The sequence below is a fragment of the Coprococcus sp. RTP21281st1_F1_RTP21281_210402 genome (assembly GCF_040915325.1).
In the GTDB taxonomy this organism is placed as follows: domain Bacteria; phylum Bacillota; class Clostridia; order Lachnospirales; family Lachnospiraceae; genus Coprococcus; species Coprococcus aceti.
This window is the reverse complement of the sequence record NZ_JBCPDQ010000004.1, coordinates 281,319-301,588: the sequence shown is the minus strand read 5'-3', so window position 1 is coordinate 301,588 and position 20,270 is coordinate 281,319. Positions and strand designations below refer to the sequence as shown.

Below are 20,270 nucleotides of genomic sequence, written 5' to 3'. Positions count from 1 at the left end.
TCCCTGAATCCTAGCCGATGCTCTTAACGCTTTCTCCCTCTATCAGGGAATATGGCACTATCTCATGTTCACCAGCTGCTGCATAATTTATATGCTTGAGCATGATGTCAACACTTCTCGATGCCATGATCTCTTTATTCTGTTTTATTGTTGTAAGTCTTGGTACACAGTATCCTGCCAGCTCTATTCCATCAAATCCAGTAACTGACAGCTCCTCCGGAATATGTTTGCCCAGATCAGCAGCCGCTCTCATGACGCCGATCGCTATCGTATCACTGAGAGCCATGATTGCTGTAACCTCCGGCTGTTCCTCCAAGAGACGCTTCGTGGCCTCATAACCTGCCTTCATAGAATACCTGCACGGAATATATGTAAACTCCGCCCGGTCATCATGCTGCCACTCATCTATAGCCCTCTTGCAGCCTTCATATCTATTGAAACTTATCTGTTTCTCGGACACCTGCCCTCCTATGACTCCGATGCGCCTGTGGCCTTTTTCAAGAAGATACCTTGTCATATCGTATGTCGCTGCCGTGTCATCTATCGTTATGGAGGATATGTTGTCATTTGCAAGAATCTCTCCGCCGGTCGTGATTATGACTCCCGGAATCTCAAACTCTTTCACACGCTCATCAAAAAGTGCAAGATTGGCACCCAAAAACATGATTCCCTTCGGATTCACGCTATGAGTGAGTTTGATGGCATACTCGATCTCGTCACCATCCTCGTCTATGTACTCCACTATGACATCCTCATCATATCCAGCAAGCAGGTTCTGTATCCGCTCTACTATATCCGCAAACAACATATTCTGGTTTCCTTTTATGATGACAACCACCGCCGATTTCGCTGACATTTTGAGGAGCTTTGCGTTGACGTTCGGCTCAAAGCCGTTTTCCTCTATAACCCTGAGTATCTTCTCTCTGGCTGCATCGCTGACTCCGGTCTGATTGTTGATCACCCTGGACACGGTTCCGATACCATAACCTGATATACGTGCAATATCCTTTATTGTCATAAGCTGTATCCCACTTTTCTCTTTTATTCCCAATAATTATATTATCCCAATATGTGGAGGTCAAGAAAATACTCTACTTATCATTTCCCGGTAAATATTTTTAGAGAGTACTTTTTCACATCTTGCTTCTCCCGGTCATCAGTGTAAGTCTGCCTATTTCCTCTGCAAGATCATCATCCGTATCGTCGGATATCATGCGCCACCTCCAGTTATCGCCAACTGTGGATGGCTTATTCATCCTCGATTTATTGTCTAGCCCCAAATAATCCTGCATCGGTATAATACAAAGATCTGCAATACTTCTCATAGCAAGCGTGATAAATGGGACATTGATCAGACGGTCCGGTGTATAATGAGCTGCCATATAATCCCTTGCCATGTCTCTGGATCTCTGATCTATACTGCTCCACCAGCCAATAAGGGTCTCATTGTCATGGGTTCCCGTATATACAACACAATTTCGTATGTAATTATGTGGAAGATAATCAGATGCCGCCCCGGTGTCTCTCACATCAAAGGCAAACTCCACAACCTTCATTCCCGGAAATCCGGAATCATGCACAAGCTTTCTGACCGAATCAGTCACAAAACCAAGATCCTCGGCAATGACATCTCTCTTACCCAGAGCTTTTTCTATATTCCTAAACAGATCCATCCCTGGGCCCTTTTTCCACTTGCCATTCACAGCTGTTTCCTCACCATATGGAATGGCATAATATTCATCAAAGCCTCTGAAATGATCAATCCGGACTACATCATAAAGCTTATAGCTATGTCTCATTCTGGCTATCCACCAGCTGTAACCGGTCTGCCTGTTCAGCTCCCAGTCATATATTGGGTTTCCCCACAGCTGTCCGGTCTCCGAAAACCCATCAGGCGGACATCCGGCAACCTCGTATGGTCGCCTGTCCTCATCAAGCCTGAAAAGCTCCGGGTGTGCCCATACATCTGCGCTGTCCATAGCTACATAGATTGGGATATCTCCTATGATCCTTATATGGTTCTTGTTGGCATAGCTCTTTAGTGCATTCCACTGAGTATAAAACAAATACTGCATGTACTGCTGAAAATGTATCTCATCCGCAAGCTTAATCTGCATCTGCTGCACCGCATCAGGCTGCCTGTTTCTTATATCCTGCGGCCACTCTGTCCACGGAATTCCACCAAGCGAATCCTTTACAGCCATAAATAGTGAATAATCATATATCCACTCTTTGTTCTCATCCATGAACATGGAAAACTCCATGCTGTCAGTCATTTTCCATCTCTCATATGATTTTCTCAGGATTGGATATCTTCCTTCATATATTGTTCTATAATCCACATATCTGCCATCGTCGCCCCAGTCTATCTCTCTGCACTCGCGGTCTGTGAGCAGTCCCTGATCCACAAGTGTATCAAGATCTATAAAATATGGATTTCCAGCAAATGTCGAAAATGACTGATACGGCGAATCCCCATACCCGGTGGGACCCATGGGAAGTATCTGCCAGTAACTCTGGTGTGCAGACCTAAGCCAGTCAACGAAACGATATGCCTCTTTTGAGAAGCTGCCAATTCCATACTTTGACGGGAGGCTTGATATAGCAAGCAGTATTCCTGCTGATCTTTCCATCTGAAATCTCTCCTTTTAACCAATTTCAGGCGGCTGAGAATCTCACAACCGCCTGTTTTTTTACACTTAATAGTATTTTATCTTACTATCCCTTTACAGCACCGGCTGCAACACCCTTGATGATGTACTTCTGTGCACAGAGGTAGAATACAACAACTGGAATGATCGCCATAACAAGACACGCCATGATCGCTCCCATATCTACTCTTCCGTAGCTGCCCTTCATATACTGAACAACTATAGATATCGTCTTGTATTTCTTGATGTCGAGTACCAGATATGGCAGAAGGAAATCATTCCATATCCACATAGCCTCAAGTATTCCTACAGATATGTAAGTAGGTTTCATGATAGGGATAACAACCCTGAAAAATGTATTGAGCGGCGTACATCCATCTATCATCGCAGCCTCCTCGACCTCCAAAGGAATGGACTTGATAAATCCGCAGAACATGAATACTGCAAGACCTGTTCCAAATCCAAGATACACGATCACGATTCCCCATGGAGTAGTAAGGTGAAGTGCATCCGCAGTTCCAGCCAAAGTAAACATAACCATCTGGAAAGGTATTACCATAGAGAACACGCAGAGCAGATATATGATCTTTGTCACCATATTCTTGACTCTGGTTATATACCAGGCTGTCATAGAGCAGAACAGTAGAATTGCTGCTACTGAGAGAACCGTTATCACAACTGTCCAGCCCACTGCCTTTATGAAATCATACTGTGTTATAGCCGTTTTATAATTGTCCAGGCCTATGTAGCTGTGCTCATTTGGCAGTTCAAATGTCTCCAGACTGATAAACGTCTTGGCTTTCAGAGAGTTTATAATTACGATTATTATCGGTGAAACAAATATTATGGAAATAATGGTAAAGAATAAAGTAGCCAGAATTCCCATAGCCGTCGGTTTTCCTTTCACTCTGTATACCGGTTTTTTATCCGCTGTATTTGCCGTTTTCTGTATCTTTGCCATTACTGCTGCACCTCCTTTGATCTTGTAAGCCTAAGCTGTATGAGTCCTATCGCTACTACCAGTATAAAGAATATGACTGCCTTGGCCTGACCTACTCCCTCATATCCTACTCTTCCATAAAACGTCTCATATATATTGAGCGCAAGCATCTCTGTCTTATGAAGAGGCTCGCCTCCTGTGAGTGCCAGGTTCTGGTCAAACAGTTTGAACGAGTTGGTTATTGTGAGGAATGTACATATAGTTATGGATGGCATCATGTTCGGGATCGTAACTCTGAAAAGTCTCTGTGTTCTATTTGCGCCATCAATCATGGCCGCTTCCTGAATGTCTTCAGGTATTGCCTGAAGTCCTGCAATATAAACAATCATCATATATCCTATCTGCTGCCAGCACACCAGTATAACCAATCCCCAGAAACCGAGGACTTCATTGAGTTTCAGGGCTGTGTCAAACTTTGAGAATATGGCATCAAATATAAGCTGCCATACATATCCAAGTACGATACCACCTATAAGATTCGGCATAAAGAATATCGTTCTGAATACATTAGTTCCTTTGATCTTCTGTGTAAGTGCCAGTGCCACAAGAAATGCAAGAACATTTATAAGCACAAGTGTGACAATCGCAAATAATGTTGTAAACTTAAATGCATCCGGGAATGTTGAGTCCTTGAATGCGTCTATATAATTCTGTAATCCTACAAATTCAGCGTCCCTTATGGTCGTGAACTTACAGAAGGACAGATATATTCCCTCGGCAAATGGCACGATAAATCCTATAACAAACGCAGCCATTGTCGGTATCAGAAACACCGGCCAATATCTTTTTATCGTTTTCTCCATAATTTTTTTGATAACCTCCACTCTGTTGCATATCAATTTTCTTTCCAATATCTTTTGAGTCTAAAAATGGATATGTAGACATATTTGCATATGAATACATATCCATCTCTAGTCTGGCACCTCCGGGTATGAGCTGCCTTTGCAAAGCTGTTAGCCTTCCTGGTGTCCTGCAGCTTGCAGGACTTTATTCATATTTTAAGTTGGGTTTATTTTGTGATGTTTTTTATTTTTGGGTTGTGTACTATTGTTTATTTGTTAATATGTTTTATTTTGACTTTGCTGCAGCAGCCTCTTTAGCCCATCCATCTACAAATGCGCTCTTTACAAGATCCCAGTTGGCATCTGTCTGATCTGCCGCATATGTTGTAAGTGCTGATCCGAGGTCGTTCTTCCACTGCTCTGATGGCATTGTTGTGAAGTTCCAGCTTACAGGTGTCTTGCCCTCTGCTACATACTCATTTGCAATGTTTACAAGAAGGTTTGTTGACTCAATGTTCTTCTTGAATGGTGTTACAAATCCCATTCCATCAGCTCCTGATGGCATAGCACCCTCTGAACCACAGATTGCCTTAAGTGCGACATCATCTGTAGCACACCACTCCATGAAGTCAAGAGTTGCCTGGATATCTTCCTCTGAAGCCTTAGCATTTACACACCAGTAATTCTCACTTCCTGTACAGAGTCCCTGATTCTCCTCACCATCTACTCCGATATAGATAGGGAGCATTCCGAGGTTGTCATCGCCAAGTGATGATACATCTGAGTATGCCCATGTACCATTCTGATAAAATACTGCCTGTCCTGAAACAAACTCTGCAACCGCATCATCACCAGTCTTTGTGCTGAGCTGCTTTGGATCGGTTGTTGAGTTGTTGATGTACAGATCCCATACATTTCTGTAATTATCAAGATATGTACCCTTGATCGCATCTGTAGTATCGATTCCATCAGCCTTGTATTCATAGTAGATTGGAAGATTTGCAAGATGTGTCTTGAATCTCCAATCTGATGATCCGTCCATTCCAGCTGATGTAAATGCTGAGAATCCTAATTTGTCTGAGTTAGCTGTTATATCCTCTGCCACCTTCTTGAGGTCTGCAAATGATTTGATATCATCCTCTGTGTATCCAGCTTTGCTTAAAAGCTCTTTGTTGTAAATGATTCCGTATGACTCTATAACATATCCGATTCCTGCGACCTTATCGCCATCCTTAAGTGCAAAGTCCTCAGATGTGAGTTCTTTATACACCTGTGATGATCCAAGATCATAACAATAGTCCTTCCAAGAAGCAAGACCAACCGGTCCATTTACCTGGAACAGGGTAGGTGATTCTGACTTACCCATCTCACTCTTAAGAGTAGTCTCATACTGACCAGAAGCTGCTGTAACTACCGTAACATCAACGCCTGTCTTCTCTGTGTACACCTTAGCAAGCTCCTGCCACTGTGCATCCTGCTCCGGCTTGAAGTTCAGATAATATACAGAGCCCTTTGCATCTGCCTTCTTTCCCGCTCCATCTGAATCTCCTGAGCCACATCCTGTCAACATGGTACCTGCCATCATAAGTGACAGTCCAAGTGCCGCAATACCTTTCTTGTTCATATTGGTTCCTCCCATAAAATAATAAAAATTTTTCCTTCAGTCATCTCTTATACGAGCTGCTTAATGGTTACTTTGTTTTTTCGGAAACGTTTTTGGAACCGTTTCCATTTGATATATCTTATATTAGTTGTTTATGTACAAAATGTCAATACTATTTTCAATTTTTTTATCACTTTTTGCATTTTTTCACATAGCTCACAATCCAGGTTACATAAAAATGTATAATTTTTGTCATATTCTATCCTTTCTGAATACTATAAATAGAACTATTAAATCTGAAAGGACTATCCTATGAAATGCAACAACCATTGTTCTCCGAACAGACCTGACTGTCGTGACAACATCTGCACTATAGACCTCCGGGATAAAGCGTTACAGAACCACAATTACCGCGAAACCGTGTGGACCGGCTGTTTCATGCAGATGACAGTCATGTGTATACCTGCCTGCTCAGACGTAGGTTTGGAAATCCATGATAATACCGATCAGATCATCCGGATCGAACAGGGACAGTGTTCAGTCAGAATGGGCTGCTGCCCAAACGAACTGTGCTTCCGTCAGAATCTTTGTGCAGGAGAATGCGTCTGTATACCAGCCGGCACATGGCACAACATCATCAACATTGGCAATAATCCACTGAAACTCTCATCCATATACGCCCCACCACATCATCCCAGGGGAGAGACACAGACCACCAAAGCCAGGGCTATGGGAATGGATTGCTGATATGTTTTCATGTGACATGAGGTAGAACGCATTGCCGGATTTATTGTCCCATTGTTTTTAGCATGCTTCTGTCCTCCATCAAAAAAGACACCAAATTCTGCCTGCCCGTCTGATATTGGGCAAGCGGCATTTAGTGTCTTTGCTGTTTCTGTATTAATTTTTCATACACATGCCATAATACATTGCCATGACCAAGTTATTTTTAATCTCGGTCAGTCGACATAGATATATTTATAGTAAATACCTCGCCGGCAACCTCCGCGCTCACCTCATGTCCCAGCTTGTCTGCAAGGCACCTTACTATGTAAAGTCCCAGCCCTGCGCCCTCCTTCTGTCTGGACTTTCCACGGCAGAACGCATCGAATATCATATCCACATCTATCTCATCGTCCGAATCTATGTCAGAGTGCCGCCACGTCCACGTCTACAGTCTCTATCGCATCGTCCAAGAACGGATTCCACCCTGACAAGCAGCTCATCCAGATCAAACGGCTTTGTGATATAGTCATCAACTCCATAAAAAAAATCCCGAAATATCGACTCCTGTCGATACTCCGGGATCATATACATTCTTTATGAATACGATGAAAGGAACTGTTTTGTCCTCTCCATCTTCGGATTGTCAAATACCTGGTCAGGTCTTCCCTGCTCAAGTATATATCCATCATCCATGAATATGACCTGACTTGCAACATCCTTTGCAAATGCCATCTCATGGGTAACAATTATCATGGTTGTCTTTTTGTCTGCAAGGTTTCTGAGAACCTTAAGTACCTCTCCTGTGAGCTCCGGATCAAGAGCCGATGTAGGCTCATCGAAACACAGGATGTCCGGCTGCAACGCAAGCGCCCTTGCTATAGCAACTCGCTGGCACTGTCCGCCTGAAAGCTGGTGAGGATAGTTGTTCATTCTTTCCTCAAGTCCCATCTGGCGGAGAAGTTCCTCTGCCTGGACTCTTATCTCGTCGAGTATATTCTTCTTGTTTACTTTGAAATCCGGTCTCTCCTTTGCCAGAAGCTCTCTTGCGAGCATCACGTTCTGAAGTGCCGTGTACTGCGGGAAAAGATTAAATGACTGGAACACCAGTCCAAAATGCAGTCTCTTCTTGCGCACCTCCGACTCCTTAAGGGTTTCCGGCTTGTCTGTATCAAGCAGGATCTCATCTTTTACACGGATTACTCCGTTATCCGGCATCTCCAGAAAGTTCAAACAGCGAAGAAGTGTTGTCTTTCCACTTCCTGATGATCCTATGATAGAAAGGACCTCGCCCTGCTCCAGAGAAAAGCTTATATCCTTGAGCACATCTGTCTTGCCAAACTTCTTTTTTATATGTTCAACCTCTAATATAGCCATTTGCGGCTCCTCCTATTTAATATGTATCGCCCCTCTGCTCCGCAGCGGGGCAGGTTGTCAGAGCCGATTCCGAGTATGAACTGCGTTCATTGCGGCTCCTCCTATCTAATATGTATCGCCCCTCTGCTCCGCAGCGGGGCAGGTCGTCGGAGCCGATTCCGAGTATGAACTGCGTTCATTGCGGCTCCTCCTATCTAAAAAAATCAAGTTTCTTCTCTAATTTGCCAAGTAAAACTGTGAGTACGCCATTCCATATCAGATAGTAGAATGCGCAGAAGAAGAGTGGCCATATCGCACCAGAGATTCCCTGTGAACCCTTCATGAATGCCTGTCCTGCCCAGATTATCTCCTGAAGTGCGATGATACGGGCAAGGGACGTATCCTTGACCAGAGTTATGATCTCGTTGGACATCGCCGGAACTATCTTCTTTATCATCTGCAAAAGCTTGACCTTGAAGAATATCTGCTTTGGAGTCATGCCAAGCACAAGTCCGGCCTCCTCCTGTCCTACAGGAATACCCTGAATACCTCCACGGTAAATCTCTGAGAAATAGCAGGCATAGTTCACTATGAATGACACCGATGCCGCTACAAATCTTCCGCCTTCGCCGCCGCCCCATACCGGGTTGTGGAATACAAGTCCCGGGAAATAATATATGATGAGCAGCTGTATCATAAGTGGTGTACCTCTCACTATCCATACAATGAACTTCATAAGATAGCTGAGCGGTTTAAACTTTGACATGGAACCGAGTGCTATGAGAAGTCCAAGTGGAAATGCACCGAGCAATGTCACGAAGAACAATTTTAATGTCTGTATAAATCCTGTATTAAGAGCTCCAAGTACGACCGGGAGCTGTTCAAAAAACAAATCCATAATAATTTTTCTCTCTAAGTGATGGTAAAAATACTAATTATATCTTATCTATTACTTTGCAAGTGCAGCCTGTACCTTATATGTCTCAGCACACTTCTCCATTGAACCGTCAGCCTTACTGTCTGCAAAGAACTTGTTGAGCTCAGCTACAAGATCTGAGTCCTTTCTGAAGCCAACGCCATACTCCTCGCTGTTGAGACCTACGGTATATGTGAGCTTGTCATAACCTGTTCCCTCACCAACCATAGCTGCTGCCATAAGCGAATCAATGATTGCTGCATCTGATGTTCCAGCTGCAACTTCCATGAGTGCATCTGCCTGTGCCTTTACCGCTGTATAGTTGAGACCAAGCGCCTTGGCCTGATCCTCGCCTGCGCTTCCTGCCTCTACAGCAAATGTAAGCTCCTTGATGCTGTCTACTGTCTGATACTTGTCTGCCTTATCATTTGGCACGATAACTACCTGAGCATTGTTGCAGTATGCATCTGAACATGCCATTGAGCTTGTAACCTCATCTGTAAGTGTCATACCATTCCATACACAGTCGATGGTCTTGCCGTCAAGCTCCATGATCTTGTTGTCCCAATCTATCTCTACGAACTCTGCCTTTACCCCAAGGCTCTCTGCAAATGCTGATGCCATATCCGCGTCAAATCCGATCCAGTTGCCTGACTCATCCTTGTAATCCATCGGTGCGAAGTCTGTAACGCCGACAACGAGAGTTCCCTTATTCTTTACATACTCCAGATCACTCTTTGACTCACTCTTAGATCCGTTATCAGATCCGCCACATCCAACCAGTGAAAGTCCCATTGCTGCCACTAAGAGCAGTGATAATAACTTTTTCATACTTTTTTCCTCCTGAAATATACTTAAATATACTTGGCAGATGCATGAAACACACTACACTGGGCATCTGCATGATATACAGCCCTATTAGGGCACAACACGGTAACATAGTAACAGTTTATCATGGTAAAGTCAAATCTAAGATTATGAAAAAACATGTAAATATATTATGTAATAATAATAACCACAGAAGGTCTTACTCTTCTGTGATCAGGATGCTCACCATCTGGAATTATTTTACATACGCTCTGTCAATATGTATCACACAATAGTAATTTTTATTGTACTCACTAACTTTTTCCTTGATATAGGATATTATCTGTTCTTCTGACATTTGATATCCATGTGGCAAAACCACATCAAAAATCAAATTGGAATGTGTTGAACCCTTTACCATTCTAAAGTCGTGAAACTGAACATTTTCATTTTTTCTGCTATCCTTATTAAGTGATTCTATAATTTCAGTGATCCGCGCTTTCACAGCATTTGTCTCCTCATCGTCATCTACTATCGGGTCCATGTGAATGACAGGCTCACAATTTAGTTCTTTTCTGAGAGAGAATTCTATCTGATCGATCAGATCATGCAGTTCAAGAATATCTTCCTTATAAGGAACTTCTGCGTGCAAGCTGACCATAAGTCTGCCAGGTCCATAATCATGGACCACAAGATCATGAATACCAAGGATCCTTTTATCACACCTCACGATCTTCTCGATCTCATCCACAAGCTCTGGTTCCGGTGCCTGACCAAGCAATGGGCTGACCGTATCCTTCATTGCAGTGATGCCAGCTATGAGTATCATTACGCCCACCAATAACCCGCAATATCCATCTATAGGTATTTTCCAGAAATGAGCAGCAAGTGCAGATGCAAGAACAACCATTGTGGAAAATGTATCAGATAAACTGTCTTTCGCCGTCGCTATCATGGTCGCACTCTCTATCTTTCTGCCTATACTCCTGTTGTAGAAATACATATATATCTTTACTCCAATTGAAACAACGAGTATAACGGCAACTAGACTGCTGAATTTTGGAAGTTCCGGATGTAGGATCTTTCCGATTGAATCTTTAATAAGCTCGTAGGCCATCAATATGATCATGACTGCTACAAATAAGCCTGATATATACTCTATTCTTCCATGTCCAAACGGATGATCCGGGTCCGGTTTTCTGCCAGATAACTTAAAGCCTATCATAGATATAAACGAGCTTCCTGCATCTGATAAATTGTTGAACGCATCCGCCGTGATCGAGATGGCACCCGAAAGTAATCCAGCGAAGAATTTTCCCAGAAACAATAATACATTCAAAAATATACCAACAGCTCCGCAAAGAACACCATATTTCTCCCTCACCTTGCTATCCTTATAATTATCTGATTTGATCCACAGCTTCGACAATAATGTCACCATATCTTTTGTTCCTCCTAATCTGAATCTCAAAAGTTCTGAAAAAAAGAACCCACAAAAGCGTTGGACTTCTGCGGGTTCTTGATATATCTGAAATGATATATAATTATCTCTTTGTTAACGTTTTGAGAACGAGAAAAGCCCATAAATAGAGGATTTGTGTATGGCAGTGTTGCATATGTGTTGTATGCGGTTGGCTGCCCACACATTCCCAGAGCTACTCATTACTTTAGCAAAAAAGGACTACTACTATGAAAATACATTTTGCTTACTACAACCAATACAAGAATGGAATTGACATTGCTTTTGCTGATAATACACTTCTATTCTTATCCTGTGCTGAAGCTAAAAAGAATCTCCATACTACACCTAACTCACAAAGGCTTATTGATAACCTTGCAATTGATAATCCACTTATGTATGCTGCACTTGCTCTTGATTGCGAGTTGCAGGCTTGGGCTGATGCTATGGATGAGGATTGGAATGTGTAAAAAAGTTTATCCTCACTTATTTTTGAATATAGGATTATTGGCAAGTTCCAGTAATCCTTGTAATTTTTGCGGTTCCTTAATTATATCAGTCATCACACTAAACATTGCCGCATCACTTTGCTGTTTTTCGTTGCTTTCAAGAGCATTTTTGTGTTCAATCTGCATTATTTCAATTTTATGTTTATGCTCCTGCTCACATTTCTCAGTTTCAAGCTGATGTTTTTCTTTTAATGATTCAATATCAACCTCATGTTGCTTCATTAGCTTTTCTATCTCATGCTTATTGCTTTCTTGTAATGTTGCAATTTCTGCTTTAACTTTCTTATTTGCCGTCAAATAAGAAATTATTCCTGTAATAATAGCAGGTACGCATGAAACCAATAACGTATTTAATATTTCTTTCAATTCTTTTACTCCTCCCACTCTTTATCATTTATCTTATATAGGTTACTTTATTGTTGCTTCTATTCGGTTCTTCAATCGTAATGGAATATCATCTTCCTTTTCCCACATAATCGTATTGACCTGTGCTATATCAAAATGTAATTCAACACCTTTTTTACATAATTGAATTACGTTTTTCCCTAGTCCCATTGCATATCCTTCTTCAAAGTAGGCTCCATTATTTTTATGCGTTAAATCAGCTACAACAAATCGACTCTTACTAATTCTGTTTAATAACTCTGGTGTTATAAACCCATTGTGTTCAACTTCGTCAATAAATACTGCATGATATCCTGCATCAAAAACGCCTTTTCTAATTGCTTCTCTTAATTTACTAGTTTCATTCCCAAATCTCATTGCCACCAATACATCTTTTCCATCATCACTATTTTTTTGTAATTTATCTATTCTGTCATAACCCTTAGGAGTAATTGAAATCCCTCCGTAATAACTCTCTTCGCTTGAGACATCACCATTTACACAATTTATCCCTTGAATATATCCTATTTCATACAAATATGCCGTCATATATAATGCTTGATTTACTAATTCTTTATCATCTAATTTTTCCCCACTATCCGGATTAAATCTTCTTACAAACATACAACTTAAAAAAGATGGAACATCTAGCATTATGTCCTGACCAACAAAATCTGTCAATTCATTTAATTTAAGCAAAATCATATCTATTTTTTGAGAAAAACTTTTTGGAAACCACAATGAAATAATATCTTGATCCATATGAACCGGCATTCCAGCAATGTTATTACCATTTCTGAATTCTGTTGTATATGTATCACAACTTTCTCTTGATTTTGTAGAATAATACCTGTGTTCTACTCTGCCTTGCTTATTTCTAAACCCCTCATAAAATAAAAATGGTGCTAATTCATTATAATCTAATTCTTCATATGTACTATTCTCCATTGAATATTCATATTGTCCACAAACTGGACATTCGTAAAAAACCGAATTAGGATCATAGCATACTTTCTTTAATATTCTTCTTCTACCACATACAGGGCACTGTTCATCATCATTCATATTTCTCATCTCCTAATTATTTATACATCATCTTTTTCACATCAGTATCTTCAAATTTTGATTGAGCTTAACTCCCTCTTTTTTATTAGTTCATAACCAAACACACTTTGCAGTATAATACTGATACCCGATTAGCATGGAATTAATAGCATACACTATCTAACCAGTAGTATATCTATATAGAAAATTATTTGTGCGTCTTTTTCCAATATTCATAATTTCTTTTTAATCTTGCAATGTCATTTCCTTGTTCTTCTTGAACATCAAAATATCCATCTAACGAAGTATATGTCAACTCTCCTCTATACTTCTTATATCCAGCCCAATAATCTTCATATATGTCAATTCCTAACCCGGAAAATGGACCTTCTCCATTTACTAAATATTCCATTCTATTTGTTTTAAAAGAACCGATATTTTCTGTATTTCCACTTCCTGGCTTATCACCTGATATTTTATATTTTTCTTGTACAAATACCTCTACATCTTTGTATGGCACTGGCAACTTACCCAAATCCTTAATATCAAACATTTGACCTTCTGAAGCATTGTCATTTCTAGTATATACAAAACCAATTACATAATGCTTTGCATATTGGTCATATGGAAATGAAATATTTTTCTTCCCATCTCGCATATATGAAGCAAAAGAACCTAATGTAAACACATATCCCGATGGCTGTCCATTCTTCAAAAACTTTCTGTATGTAGTCTTTATATCAACAGCAATTTTTTCTGTATCCGCTTCACTTTTCATTAATGTAAAATCTGGATATACTGTTTGCTGTTGAGATGGATATAAAATCAGTCCATTCTCATCTGCTATTTCTTGTAAAATATTGTACGAAATCAACTCGAAAATTCGTCCAATAAGTTTTGAATCACTTCCAAGTGAAAACAGCTTTCCATCTGGAGATGCTAATGCACTGACTTCCCAATCAATATCTTTTTCTTCTAACTTCTTGTTAAATAACCTTATAAAGTCTAATCCCATTTCATTCCTCCTCGTATATTGCTAAGCATTTGCCACTTCATCCAAAAAAGACATCTGGATATATGACTCCTCATTTTTTTTCATTGCTGGAACATTTTGTGGATTATAATTCATTAAAAGCGCTTCCAACATCGAATTCCTATTAGATTCCTTTGCCCCAACATGATAAAAATGTTCTTGATTTACCTTCCAACATTCTTTCCAAACTGTGTCGATATACTCATTTTTTCTATACTTGTTTTTGTCCCATGTAGATAACATAAAATGAGCTCCGGAATCTACTAGCACATCATGTAATCTAACCTCGTGATTCTCATCCCAACTATCATAATAATCAACATGTCTTCCAATATATGGTGGATCACAATATATAAAAGATTGAGTATCAGCTTCGCTTATTGTCTGTTCAAAAGATTGGCACTTAAATTTCCAATCGACATCTGGAAATATATCTTCCAGTCGTTTAACCTGATTCACTATCTTTGTAACATATGCCTTTGCAAATCTCTTCGGTTTATGTCCATATGGAACATTGAATTGATAATTTCGATTAAATCGAATCATTCCATTAAAACAACTTCTATTCAAAAACAAAAAATCAAGTGGATTATGCTCTTCATTAAATCTATCTCTAATATAATAATAATGCTTTTCGTCTTTTTCTTCTAATTTCTTTCCCTCCTTCTCCAAAAATTCTCTAACATCATATGATGTGATTTTTCCACTCTGTATGGCATTATATAATGCTATAGTATGCGGATTTGTATCAGCAAAAACCGCGTGCTTAGGTGCTAAATTTAATCCAACAACACCAGACCCCATAAAAGGCTCAATCCAAGTAATATTATCATCTACCCACGCAACTTCTGAAATAAGAGGAACAATTTTTGTTTTTATTCCCTGTATCTTTATTGGTGGAACATATACTTTATCAATCATTTTATCATCCTTTCAGCATACACATATATCTTTAGATGATATATGCGTAAAATCATGTTCTATTCTTTTATTTTTGTATTTAGTCCTTAAATCAATATATTTCAATAACTCTGGTTTATCATCTAGAAACATATATGATATAGGCACTCTAAAGCCAGAAATATCTTTCTCCATCCTACGCATATCAATTGGTTCTATTTCTTGAAAAGAAAATATCGGCATAGCAACTTTATTTCTAGTAAGATAATCTTTTATCCTTTCAACTGCTTCTTCATCATAGCTGTATTTTTCAAGCCAATCTTCGATATTTTCAGGTTTTCCCAATTCAACAATCGCAACCAATTGTCTATATGGCAATCCAATATATATATATGCTTCCACTGGCTCTTTACAGAATCTTTTCCTATGCTCATATATTTTCTCCCCTGATTTTAACTGTTCATACCATTCGAAGCTAAAACTTAATATCATTTTTCTCATAGAGAATCCTCGCTATTTAAATTGCAAAATATCATCAGCAGAACAATCTAAGGTTCTACATATCTTTTCTATTGTCTCCATAGAAACATACTCATTATTACCCAATCGTGCTAATATATTACCACTTATCTTCGCAGCCTTTTGCAATTCAATTTTCTTCATATTTCTATTTTTTAATATATCCCATAGTTTGCTATATTCTACACTCATACAGTCCTCTCCATTTTATATAACAATCTTCATATAGGATATCACGATATCGGTATGTTTTCAACTTATATTTTCCTAACCGTCGATAATAATATATATTTCATCGACACTTAAATAGCTGTTTCCCATTCCCAATATTATTTACTATACACCTCCCACAATCTCTCCTGCTCCGCGCCAATCCTCAATATCTCCTGCAAATCCCTAGCCATAGTCTCGACATTGGCATCCATCTGCTCAACTGTCCCCGTCCTATTACCAGCCTTAATCTCCCATTGGATTGTCTCTTTAGTAAAACAGAAAATGGCATCAAAAAAGTTCCAATAGCAGACAAAATTCTGCCATATTACAAGGCTTGGTATGAATCCTGCCCTGAATGTGAATATTTACTTCATACAGAAGATGGAAAACATTTTGAATACAGAAACTACTACGATAGCTATTTCAAGCCATTGATGGAACAGCTAGGTATTAATCGTACACCGCACTGTTGCAGACACACATGTATCTCAATGTTAGCAGAAGCTGGTATTAACCAGACGATTATCAAAAAGATTGTGGGGCACTCTGGTGCAATTACACTCACCGAAAAAGTGTATACCCACTTTGATATAAAGGAGCTTGTAGATGCGATTAATAGAATTTAAATTAAGAAAGGACATTCCCCAGTGTTTCTACTGAAAAATGTCCTATACATATCAATATCTTTGTTGCATACCTGCTGCATATGTGTTGCATTCGATGTAAATTCCAACACATCTGACAGCATTCCACAACTTCTGTAACCCTTGAAAAATGGGCTTTTCTTGATATCTTCGTTCTTGAAAAATTATCTCTTTGAGAACTGTGGAGCACGACGAGCGGCCTTGAGACCGTACTTCTTTCTCTCCTTCATTCTTGGATCTCTTGTAAGGTATCCAGCCTTCTTAAGGATTGGTCTGTACTCAGCATCAACCTCAAGGAGTGCTCTTGAAATACCATGTCTGATAGCTCCAGCCTGACCTGTGAAACCACCACCACATACGTTAACGAGTACATCGTACTTGCCCTCTGTGCCTGTAGCAACGAGTGGCTGCTTTACGATAACCTTGAGTGTATCAAGGCCAAAGTACTCATCCATATCCTTCTTGTTTATAACGATCTTACCAGTACCTGGAGTGATGTAAACTCTGGCGATACTGCTTTTTCTTCTTCCTGTTCCATAGAACTTTGTTGTCTTAGCCATCTGTTAATCTCCTCCTTCTTAGTACTTAATCTCTAATACTTCTGGCTTCTGTGCCTGATGCTTGTGATCTGCACCAGCGTATACGTGAAGCTTTGTGATCATCTCTCTGCCAAGTGGTCCCTTTGGAAGCATTCCCTTAACTGCAAGGTAGATAACATCCTCTGGCTTCTTAGCCATCTTCTCACGAAGAGTTGTCTCTTTCATACCACCTACATAATCTGAGTGGTTGTAGTATACCTTCTGATCTAACTTCTTACCAGTTACCTGGATCTTGTCAGCGTTTACTACTATTACATAATCACCTGTATCAATGTGTGGTGTAAATGTTGGCTTGTTCTTTCCTCTTAAAATGCTTGCAATCTCTGATGCAAGACGACCTAAAGTATGTCCTGTAGCGTCAACTACATACCACTTTCTCTCTATTGTTGATGGGCTTGCCATAAAGCTCTTCATCGTGGTACCTCCTAAATTATTCTTTTATAATCTTCTTTACTAATGTATATTCAGCACATTCCTTACCGGGGCATTGGTTCGAAACGCACTTATAAACTTCGCATACTTTGCAAGTATATTATAATTACATTTTGTTGTCAACTATTTTTTCCAACAAAAATATCCGGCAATACATGTGCACCGCCGGATACCATATTATCATTCATTCTTCTGTCTGTAAATACTATCTTTTATTTAGAAATCCACCTCTGTGTCATAGTAGCAGCACTTCAGCAGCTTCTCCATCTCCTCCTGGCTTGGCTGTCTTGGGTTGGAGCCTGTACATGCATCAAGTATCGCATTTGCAGCGATCTCAGGAAGTCTCTCAAGGAATACGTCCTCCGGAACAAAGCCCTGCTCACATGGATAGCTGTCCGGTCCATAATTCTTGATACAATGAGGAATGTTAAGCTCGTCATTCATCTTGCGCAGATACGCAATAAGAAGGTCTACCTTCTCGTCGAGTGTCTCTCCGCCAAGGCCCATGAAATCTGCTATCTCGCCGTAACGAATCTTTGCTGTCTCATCCTTTGCATTGAAAGCGATAACCTTCGGGAGATACATCGCATTTGCTGCTCCGTGGATGATATGTGCACCATAATCGGCAAATGCTGCTCCGGTCTTGTGTGCCATTGAATGTACGATTCCAAGCAGTGCATTTGAAAATGCCATGCCTGCAAGGCACTGCGCATTGTGCATTGCGTCACGCTTCTCCATGTCTCCGTTATATGATCCAACCAGATCATTCTGGATCATCTTGATGGCATGAAGTGCCAGTGGATCTGTGAAATCGCAGTTTGCTGTCGATACATAAGCCTCGATTGCATGTGTCATGGCATCCATACCGGTATGTGCAACCAGTTTCTGTGGCATGGTCTCTGCGAGCTCAGGATCAACGATCGCAACATCTGGTGTGATCTCGAAATCTGCAATAGGATACTTGATTCCCTTCTCGTAATCTGTGATGATCGAGAACGCTGTAACCTCTGTTGCAGTTCCCGATGTTGAAGAAATAGCACAGAAATGAGCTTTCTTTCTAAGTTCAGGGATTCCAAATACCTTACACATATCCTCAAATGTCGCATCAGGATACTCATACTTTATCCACATAGCCTTTGCTGCATCTATAGGTGAACCACCGCCGATGGCCACTATCCAGTCAGGCTCAAATTCAAGCATGGCTGCTGCGCCCTTCATAACTGTCTCAACCGAAGGATCTGGCTCAATTCCCTCAAATAACTTAACTTCCATTCCAGCTTCCTCAAGGTACTGAACCGCCCTGTCAAGGAATCCAAATCTCTTCATGGATCCGCCTCCGACACAGACCATAGCTCTCTTACCCTTGAATGTCTTGAGTGCCTCCAAAGCACCTTTTCCGTGATATAAATCTCTTGGTAACGTAAATCTTGCCATTGTTTGCCCTCCTAAAATCAAAATTAAAAAAACAATCATGTTATCTTCACTGAAACACCTTGAAATATTCCGAACACTTCGAAACAATTCCTGACATATCCGTCATGTAGCAGCATTTCAATGTAATTATAACATGATTGGCTCTTATTTTCATTATTTTTTGTGCATTTCAGACAATGTTTTTCATTTATTTTTCACTGTTTTGCTAGATGTTTTCCACTTTTCATTCTTATTTCTAGATTATTTCAAGTCCACTTTTCCAAGTTATAATATACAGAATATAACCACGCTGTTTTGTGAACTGCCAACACATTATCAGCAATTTTATCTTATCCCGGCAGATATTATACGTCTGCAACCGTTTACGTTTACAGATATTTTATCTCCACAAGAGTAAGCCCCTTTGCTTCGGCTTTCGGCCCTGCTTTCGTCCTATCCTTCGCCGCAAGTATTGACTCCATACAGTCCTCCGGCCAGATTCCAAGACCTATCTTCATCAAAGTTCCCACTATGATGCGGACCATATTGTACAGGAAACCATTGCCACTGATCCTTATATGTATCATGTCGCCCGCCTTGTCTATGGTTATATCTGTTATTGTACGGACTGTATTCTCCACCTGAGACCTTGATGAACAGAAGCTCTTGAAATCATGCTCCCCAACCAGCACCGCCGCAGCCCGCTTCATCTTATCTATATCAAGTGGATAATAGACGAATGTCGAGTAAAGACGCTCCGTCGGCATATCAAATCTTCTGTTTAATATCTTGTATTCATATGTCTTGATCGTGTCACAGTATCTCGGATGAAAATCGTCAGCCACCTGGCATGACTCCTGTATCCTTATGTCTTCCGGGAGCCGCTGATTAAGCGCAAATGAAAACTTCTCTCCAGGTATTCCTGATTCTGTATCGAACACCGCCACATTTCCCAGTGCATGTACACCGGAATCCGTTCTGCTGGCTCCTATAACCTTTATATCCTCATGACAAAGCTCGCTGAGTGTCTTATTCAGGACTTCCTCAACCGTTATTCCATTTATCTGAACCTGCCATCCACAATAATTTGTTCCATCGTAGGCTACGATCAATTTTACTCTCTTCATATTCATACTAGGGATGTATCTGACACATCCGTATCCTTTTCTATATTATCGATGTATCTGAATTACGCTCCAATTCTTAATCAAGCCCGATCGTCATTGACTCTGTAATGTTTAAAACAAATCTATATACAAACGACTTTTGATCCCGAAGTGCGC

Annotated in this window: 24 protein-coding genes; 3 read left to right on the top strand and 21 right to left on the bottom strand. The window is 40.3% G+C overall.

Annotated features, from left to right (window positions below):
- Window positions 1–10: 10 nt before the first annotated feature.
- The 5 genes from AB5150_RS07550 to AB5150_RS07530 form a co-directional block, all read right to left on the bottom strand.
- On the bottom strand, window positions 11–1,018 hold the full coding sequence (locus AB5150_RS07550) for a LacI family DNA-binding transcriptional regulator (RefSeq protein ID WP_243147883.1): 1,008 nt from the start codon (window positions 1,016–1,018) through the stop codon (window positions 11–13).
- Window positions 1,019–1,133: 115 nt separating this feature from the next.
- Window positions 1,134–2,633 (bottom strand): 4-alpha-glucanotransferase, encoded by a 1,500-nt coding sequence (malQ, locus tag AB5150_RS07545; RefSeq protein ID WP_117874578.1) that lies wholly within the window; start codon window positions 2,631–2,633, stop codon window positions 1,134–1,136.
- 85 nt (window positions 2,634–2,718) lie between these two features.
- Complete coding sequence (locus AB5150_RS07540; protein WP_082423632.1) at window positions 2,719–3,612, bottom strand: carbohydrate ABC transporter permease; 894 nt, start codon at window positions 3,610–3,612, stop codon at window positions 2,719–2,721.
- Window positions 3,612–4,454 (bottom strand): carbohydrate ABC transporter permease, encoded by an 843-nt coding sequence (locus AB5150_RS07535; RefSeq protein ID WP_055223162.1) that lies wholly within the window; start codon window positions 4,452–4,454, stop codon window positions 3,612–3,614. Before AB5150_RS07535 ends, AB5150_RS07540 begins: the two co-directional genes overlap by 1 nt.
- 265 nt (window positions 4,455–4,719) lie before the next feature.
- The gene (locus AB5150_RS07530; RefSeq protein WP_055223160.1) at window positions 4,720–6,057 is read right to left on the bottom strand and encodes an ABC transporter substrate-binding protein; all 1,338 of its coding nucleotides are present in this window, start codon (window positions 6,055–6,057) and stop codon (window positions 4,720–4,722) included.
- Window positions 6,058–6,348: 291 nt separating this feature from the next.
- Here AB5150_RS07530 and AB5150_RS07525 point away from each other — a divergent pair, with 291 nt between their 5' ends.
- The gene (locus AB5150_RS07525; protein WP_238051488.1) at window positions 6,349–6,783 is read left to right on the top strand and encodes a cupin domain-containing protein; all 435 of its coding nucleotides are present in this window, start codon (window positions 6,349–6,351) and stop codon (window positions 6,781–6,783) included.
- 202 nt (window positions 6,784–6,985) lie between these two features.
- On the opposite strand, the gene AB5150_RS07520 is transcribed toward AB5150_RS07525, so the two are convergent.
- From AB5150_RS07520 to AB5150_RS07495, 6 genes are all read right to left on the bottom strand, one after another.
- Entirely contained in the window at window positions 6,986–7,153 is a 168-nt protein-coding gene (locus AB5150_RS07520; RefSeq protein WP_022216657.1) for an ATP-binding protein, read from the bottom strand.
- Window positions 7,154–7,179: 26 nt separating this feature from the next.
- On the bottom strand, window positions 7,180–7,347 hold the full coding sequence (locus AB5150_RS07515; RefSeq protein ID WP_242859161.1) for a hypothetical protein: 168 nt from the start codon (window positions 7,345–7,347) through the stop codon (window positions 7,180–7,182).
- A 9-nt stretch (window positions 7,348–7,356) separates the two neighbouring features.
- Window positions 7,357–8,136 (bottom strand): amino acid ABC transporter ATP-binding protein, encoded by a 780-nt coding sequence (locus tag AB5150_RS07510; protein WP_055223157.1) that lies wholly within the window; start codon window positions 8,134–8,136, stop codon window positions 7,357–7,359.
- Between the two features lie 190 nt (window positions 8,137–8,326).
- Window positions 8,327–9,013: an amino acid ABC transporter permease gene (locus AB5150_RS07505; protein ID WP_004850185.1), complete on the bottom strand. Its 687-nt coding sequence runs from the start codon at window positions 9,011–9,013 to the stop codon at window positions 8,327–8,329.
- A 51-nt stretch (window positions 9,014–9,064) separates the two neighbouring features.
- Complete coding sequence (locus tag AB5150_RS07500; RefSeq protein WP_055223155.1) at window positions 9,065–9,862, bottom strand: transporter substrate-binding domain-containing protein; 798 nt, start codon at window positions 9,860–9,862, stop codon at window positions 9,065–9,067.
- Between the two features lie 232 nt (window positions 9,863–10,094).
- Window positions 10,095–11,279, bottom strand: a complete 1,185-nt coding sequence (locus AB5150_RS07495; protein WP_055223152.1) for a cation diffusion facilitator family transporter — start codon at window positions 11,277–11,279, stop codon at window positions 10,095–10,097.
- 248 nt (window positions 11,280–11,527) lie between these two features.
- Here AB5150_RS07495 and AB5150_RS07490 point away from each other — a divergent pair, with 248 nt between their 5' ends.
- Complete coding sequence (locus tag AB5150_RS07490) at window positions 11,528–11,767, top strand: DUF6061 family protein (protein ID WP_349093396.1); 240 nt, start codon at window positions 11,528–11,530, stop codon at window positions 11,765–11,767.
- 12 nt (window positions 11,768–11,779) lie between these two features.
- On the opposite strand, the gene AB5150_RS07485 is transcribed toward AB5150_RS07490, so the two are convergent.
- From AB5150_RS07485 to AB5150_RS07460, 6 genes are all read right to left on the bottom strand, one after another.
- The gene (locus AB5150_RS07485; protein WP_173794872.1) at window positions 11,780–12,172 is read right to left on the bottom strand and encodes a hypothetical protein; all 393 of its coding nucleotides are present in this window, start codon (window positions 12,170–12,172) and stop codon (window positions 11,780–11,782) included.
- A gap of 42 nt (window positions 12,173–12,214) precedes the next feature.
- Window positions 12,215–13,255, bottom strand: a complete 1,041-nt coding sequence (locus tag AB5150_RS07480) for a hypothetical protein (protein ID WP_201859025.1) — start codon at window positions 13,253–13,255, stop codon at window positions 12,215–12,217.
- A gap of 187 nt (window positions 13,256–13,442) precedes the next feature.
- Window positions 13,443–14,249 carry a type II restriction endonuclease gene (locus AB5150_RS07475; protein WP_349093395.1) on the bottom strand — a complete coding sequence of 269 codons (807 nt, stop codon included), beginning with the start codon at window positions 14,247–14,249 and terminating at the stop codon, window positions 13,443–13,445.
- Between the two features lie 21 nt (window positions 14,250–14,270).
- Entirely contained in the window at window positions 14,271–15,188 is a 918-nt protein-coding gene (locus tag AB5150_RS07470) for a Dam family site-specific DNA-(adenine-N6)-methyltransferase (RefSeq protein ID WP_238051503.1), read from the bottom strand.
- 12 nt (window positions 15,189–15,200) lie between these two features.
- Window positions 15,201–15,668 (bottom strand): hypothetical protein, encoded by a 468-nt coding sequence (locus AB5150_RS07465; protein ID WP_173794875.1) that lies wholly within the window; start codon window positions 15,666–15,668, stop codon window positions 15,201–15,203.
- A 12-nt stretch (window positions 15,669–15,680) separates the two neighbouring features.
- Window positions 15,681–15,878: a helix-turn-helix transcriptional regulator gene (locus AB5150_RS07460; RefSeq protein WP_022015336.1), complete on the bottom strand. Its 198-nt coding sequence runs from the start codon at window positions 15,876–15,878 to the stop codon at window positions 15,681–15,683.
- 275 nt (window positions 15,879–16,153) lie between these two features.
- Here AB5150_RS07460 and AB5150_RS07455 point away from each other — a divergent pair, with 275 nt between their 5' ends.
- Window positions 16,154–16,525 carry a tyrosine-type recombinase/integrase gene (locus AB5150_RS07455; RefSeq protein WP_238051517.1) on the top strand — a complete coding sequence of 124 codons (372 nt, stop codon included), beginning with the start codon at window positions 16,154–16,156 and terminating at the stop codon, window positions 16,523–16,525.
- Between the two features lie 182 nt (window positions 16,526–16,707).
- Here the strand turns inward: AB5150_RS07455 and rpsI are convergent, their stop codons facing one another.
- The 4 genes from rpsI to truA all read right to left on the bottom strand — a co-directional run bounded on the left by rpsI (window position 16,708) and on the right by truA (window position 20,114).
- On the bottom strand, window positions 16,708–17,103 hold the full coding sequence (rpsI, locus tag AB5150_RS07450) for a 30S ribosomal protein S9 (protein ID WP_004850181.1): 396 nt from the start codon (window positions 17,101–17,103) through the stop codon (window positions 16,708–16,710).
- A gap of 18 nt (window positions 17,104–17,121) precedes the next feature.
- Window positions 17,122–17,556 (bottom strand): 50S ribosomal protein L13, encoded by a 435-nt coding sequence (gene rplM, locus AB5150_RS07445; protein ID WP_117550692.1) that lies wholly within the window; start codon window positions 17,554–17,556, stop codon window positions 17,122–17,124.
- Between the two features lie 234 nt (window positions 17,557–17,790).
- On the bottom strand, window positions 17,791–19,008 hold the full coding sequence (locus AB5150_RS07440) for an iron-containing alcohol dehydrogenase (protein ID WP_238051519.1): 1,218 nt from the start codon (window positions 19,006–19,008) through the stop codon (window positions 17,791–17,793).
- A 368-nt stretch (window positions 19,009–19,376) separates the two neighbouring features.
- On the bottom strand, window positions 19,377–20,114 hold the full coding sequence (gene truA / locus AB5150_RS07435) for a tRNA pseudouridine(38-40) synthase TruA (RefSeq protein ID WP_055146746.1): 738 nt from the start codon (window positions 20,112–20,114) through the stop codon (window positions 19,377–19,379).
- Window positions 20,115–20,270 lie beyond the last annotated feature (156 nt).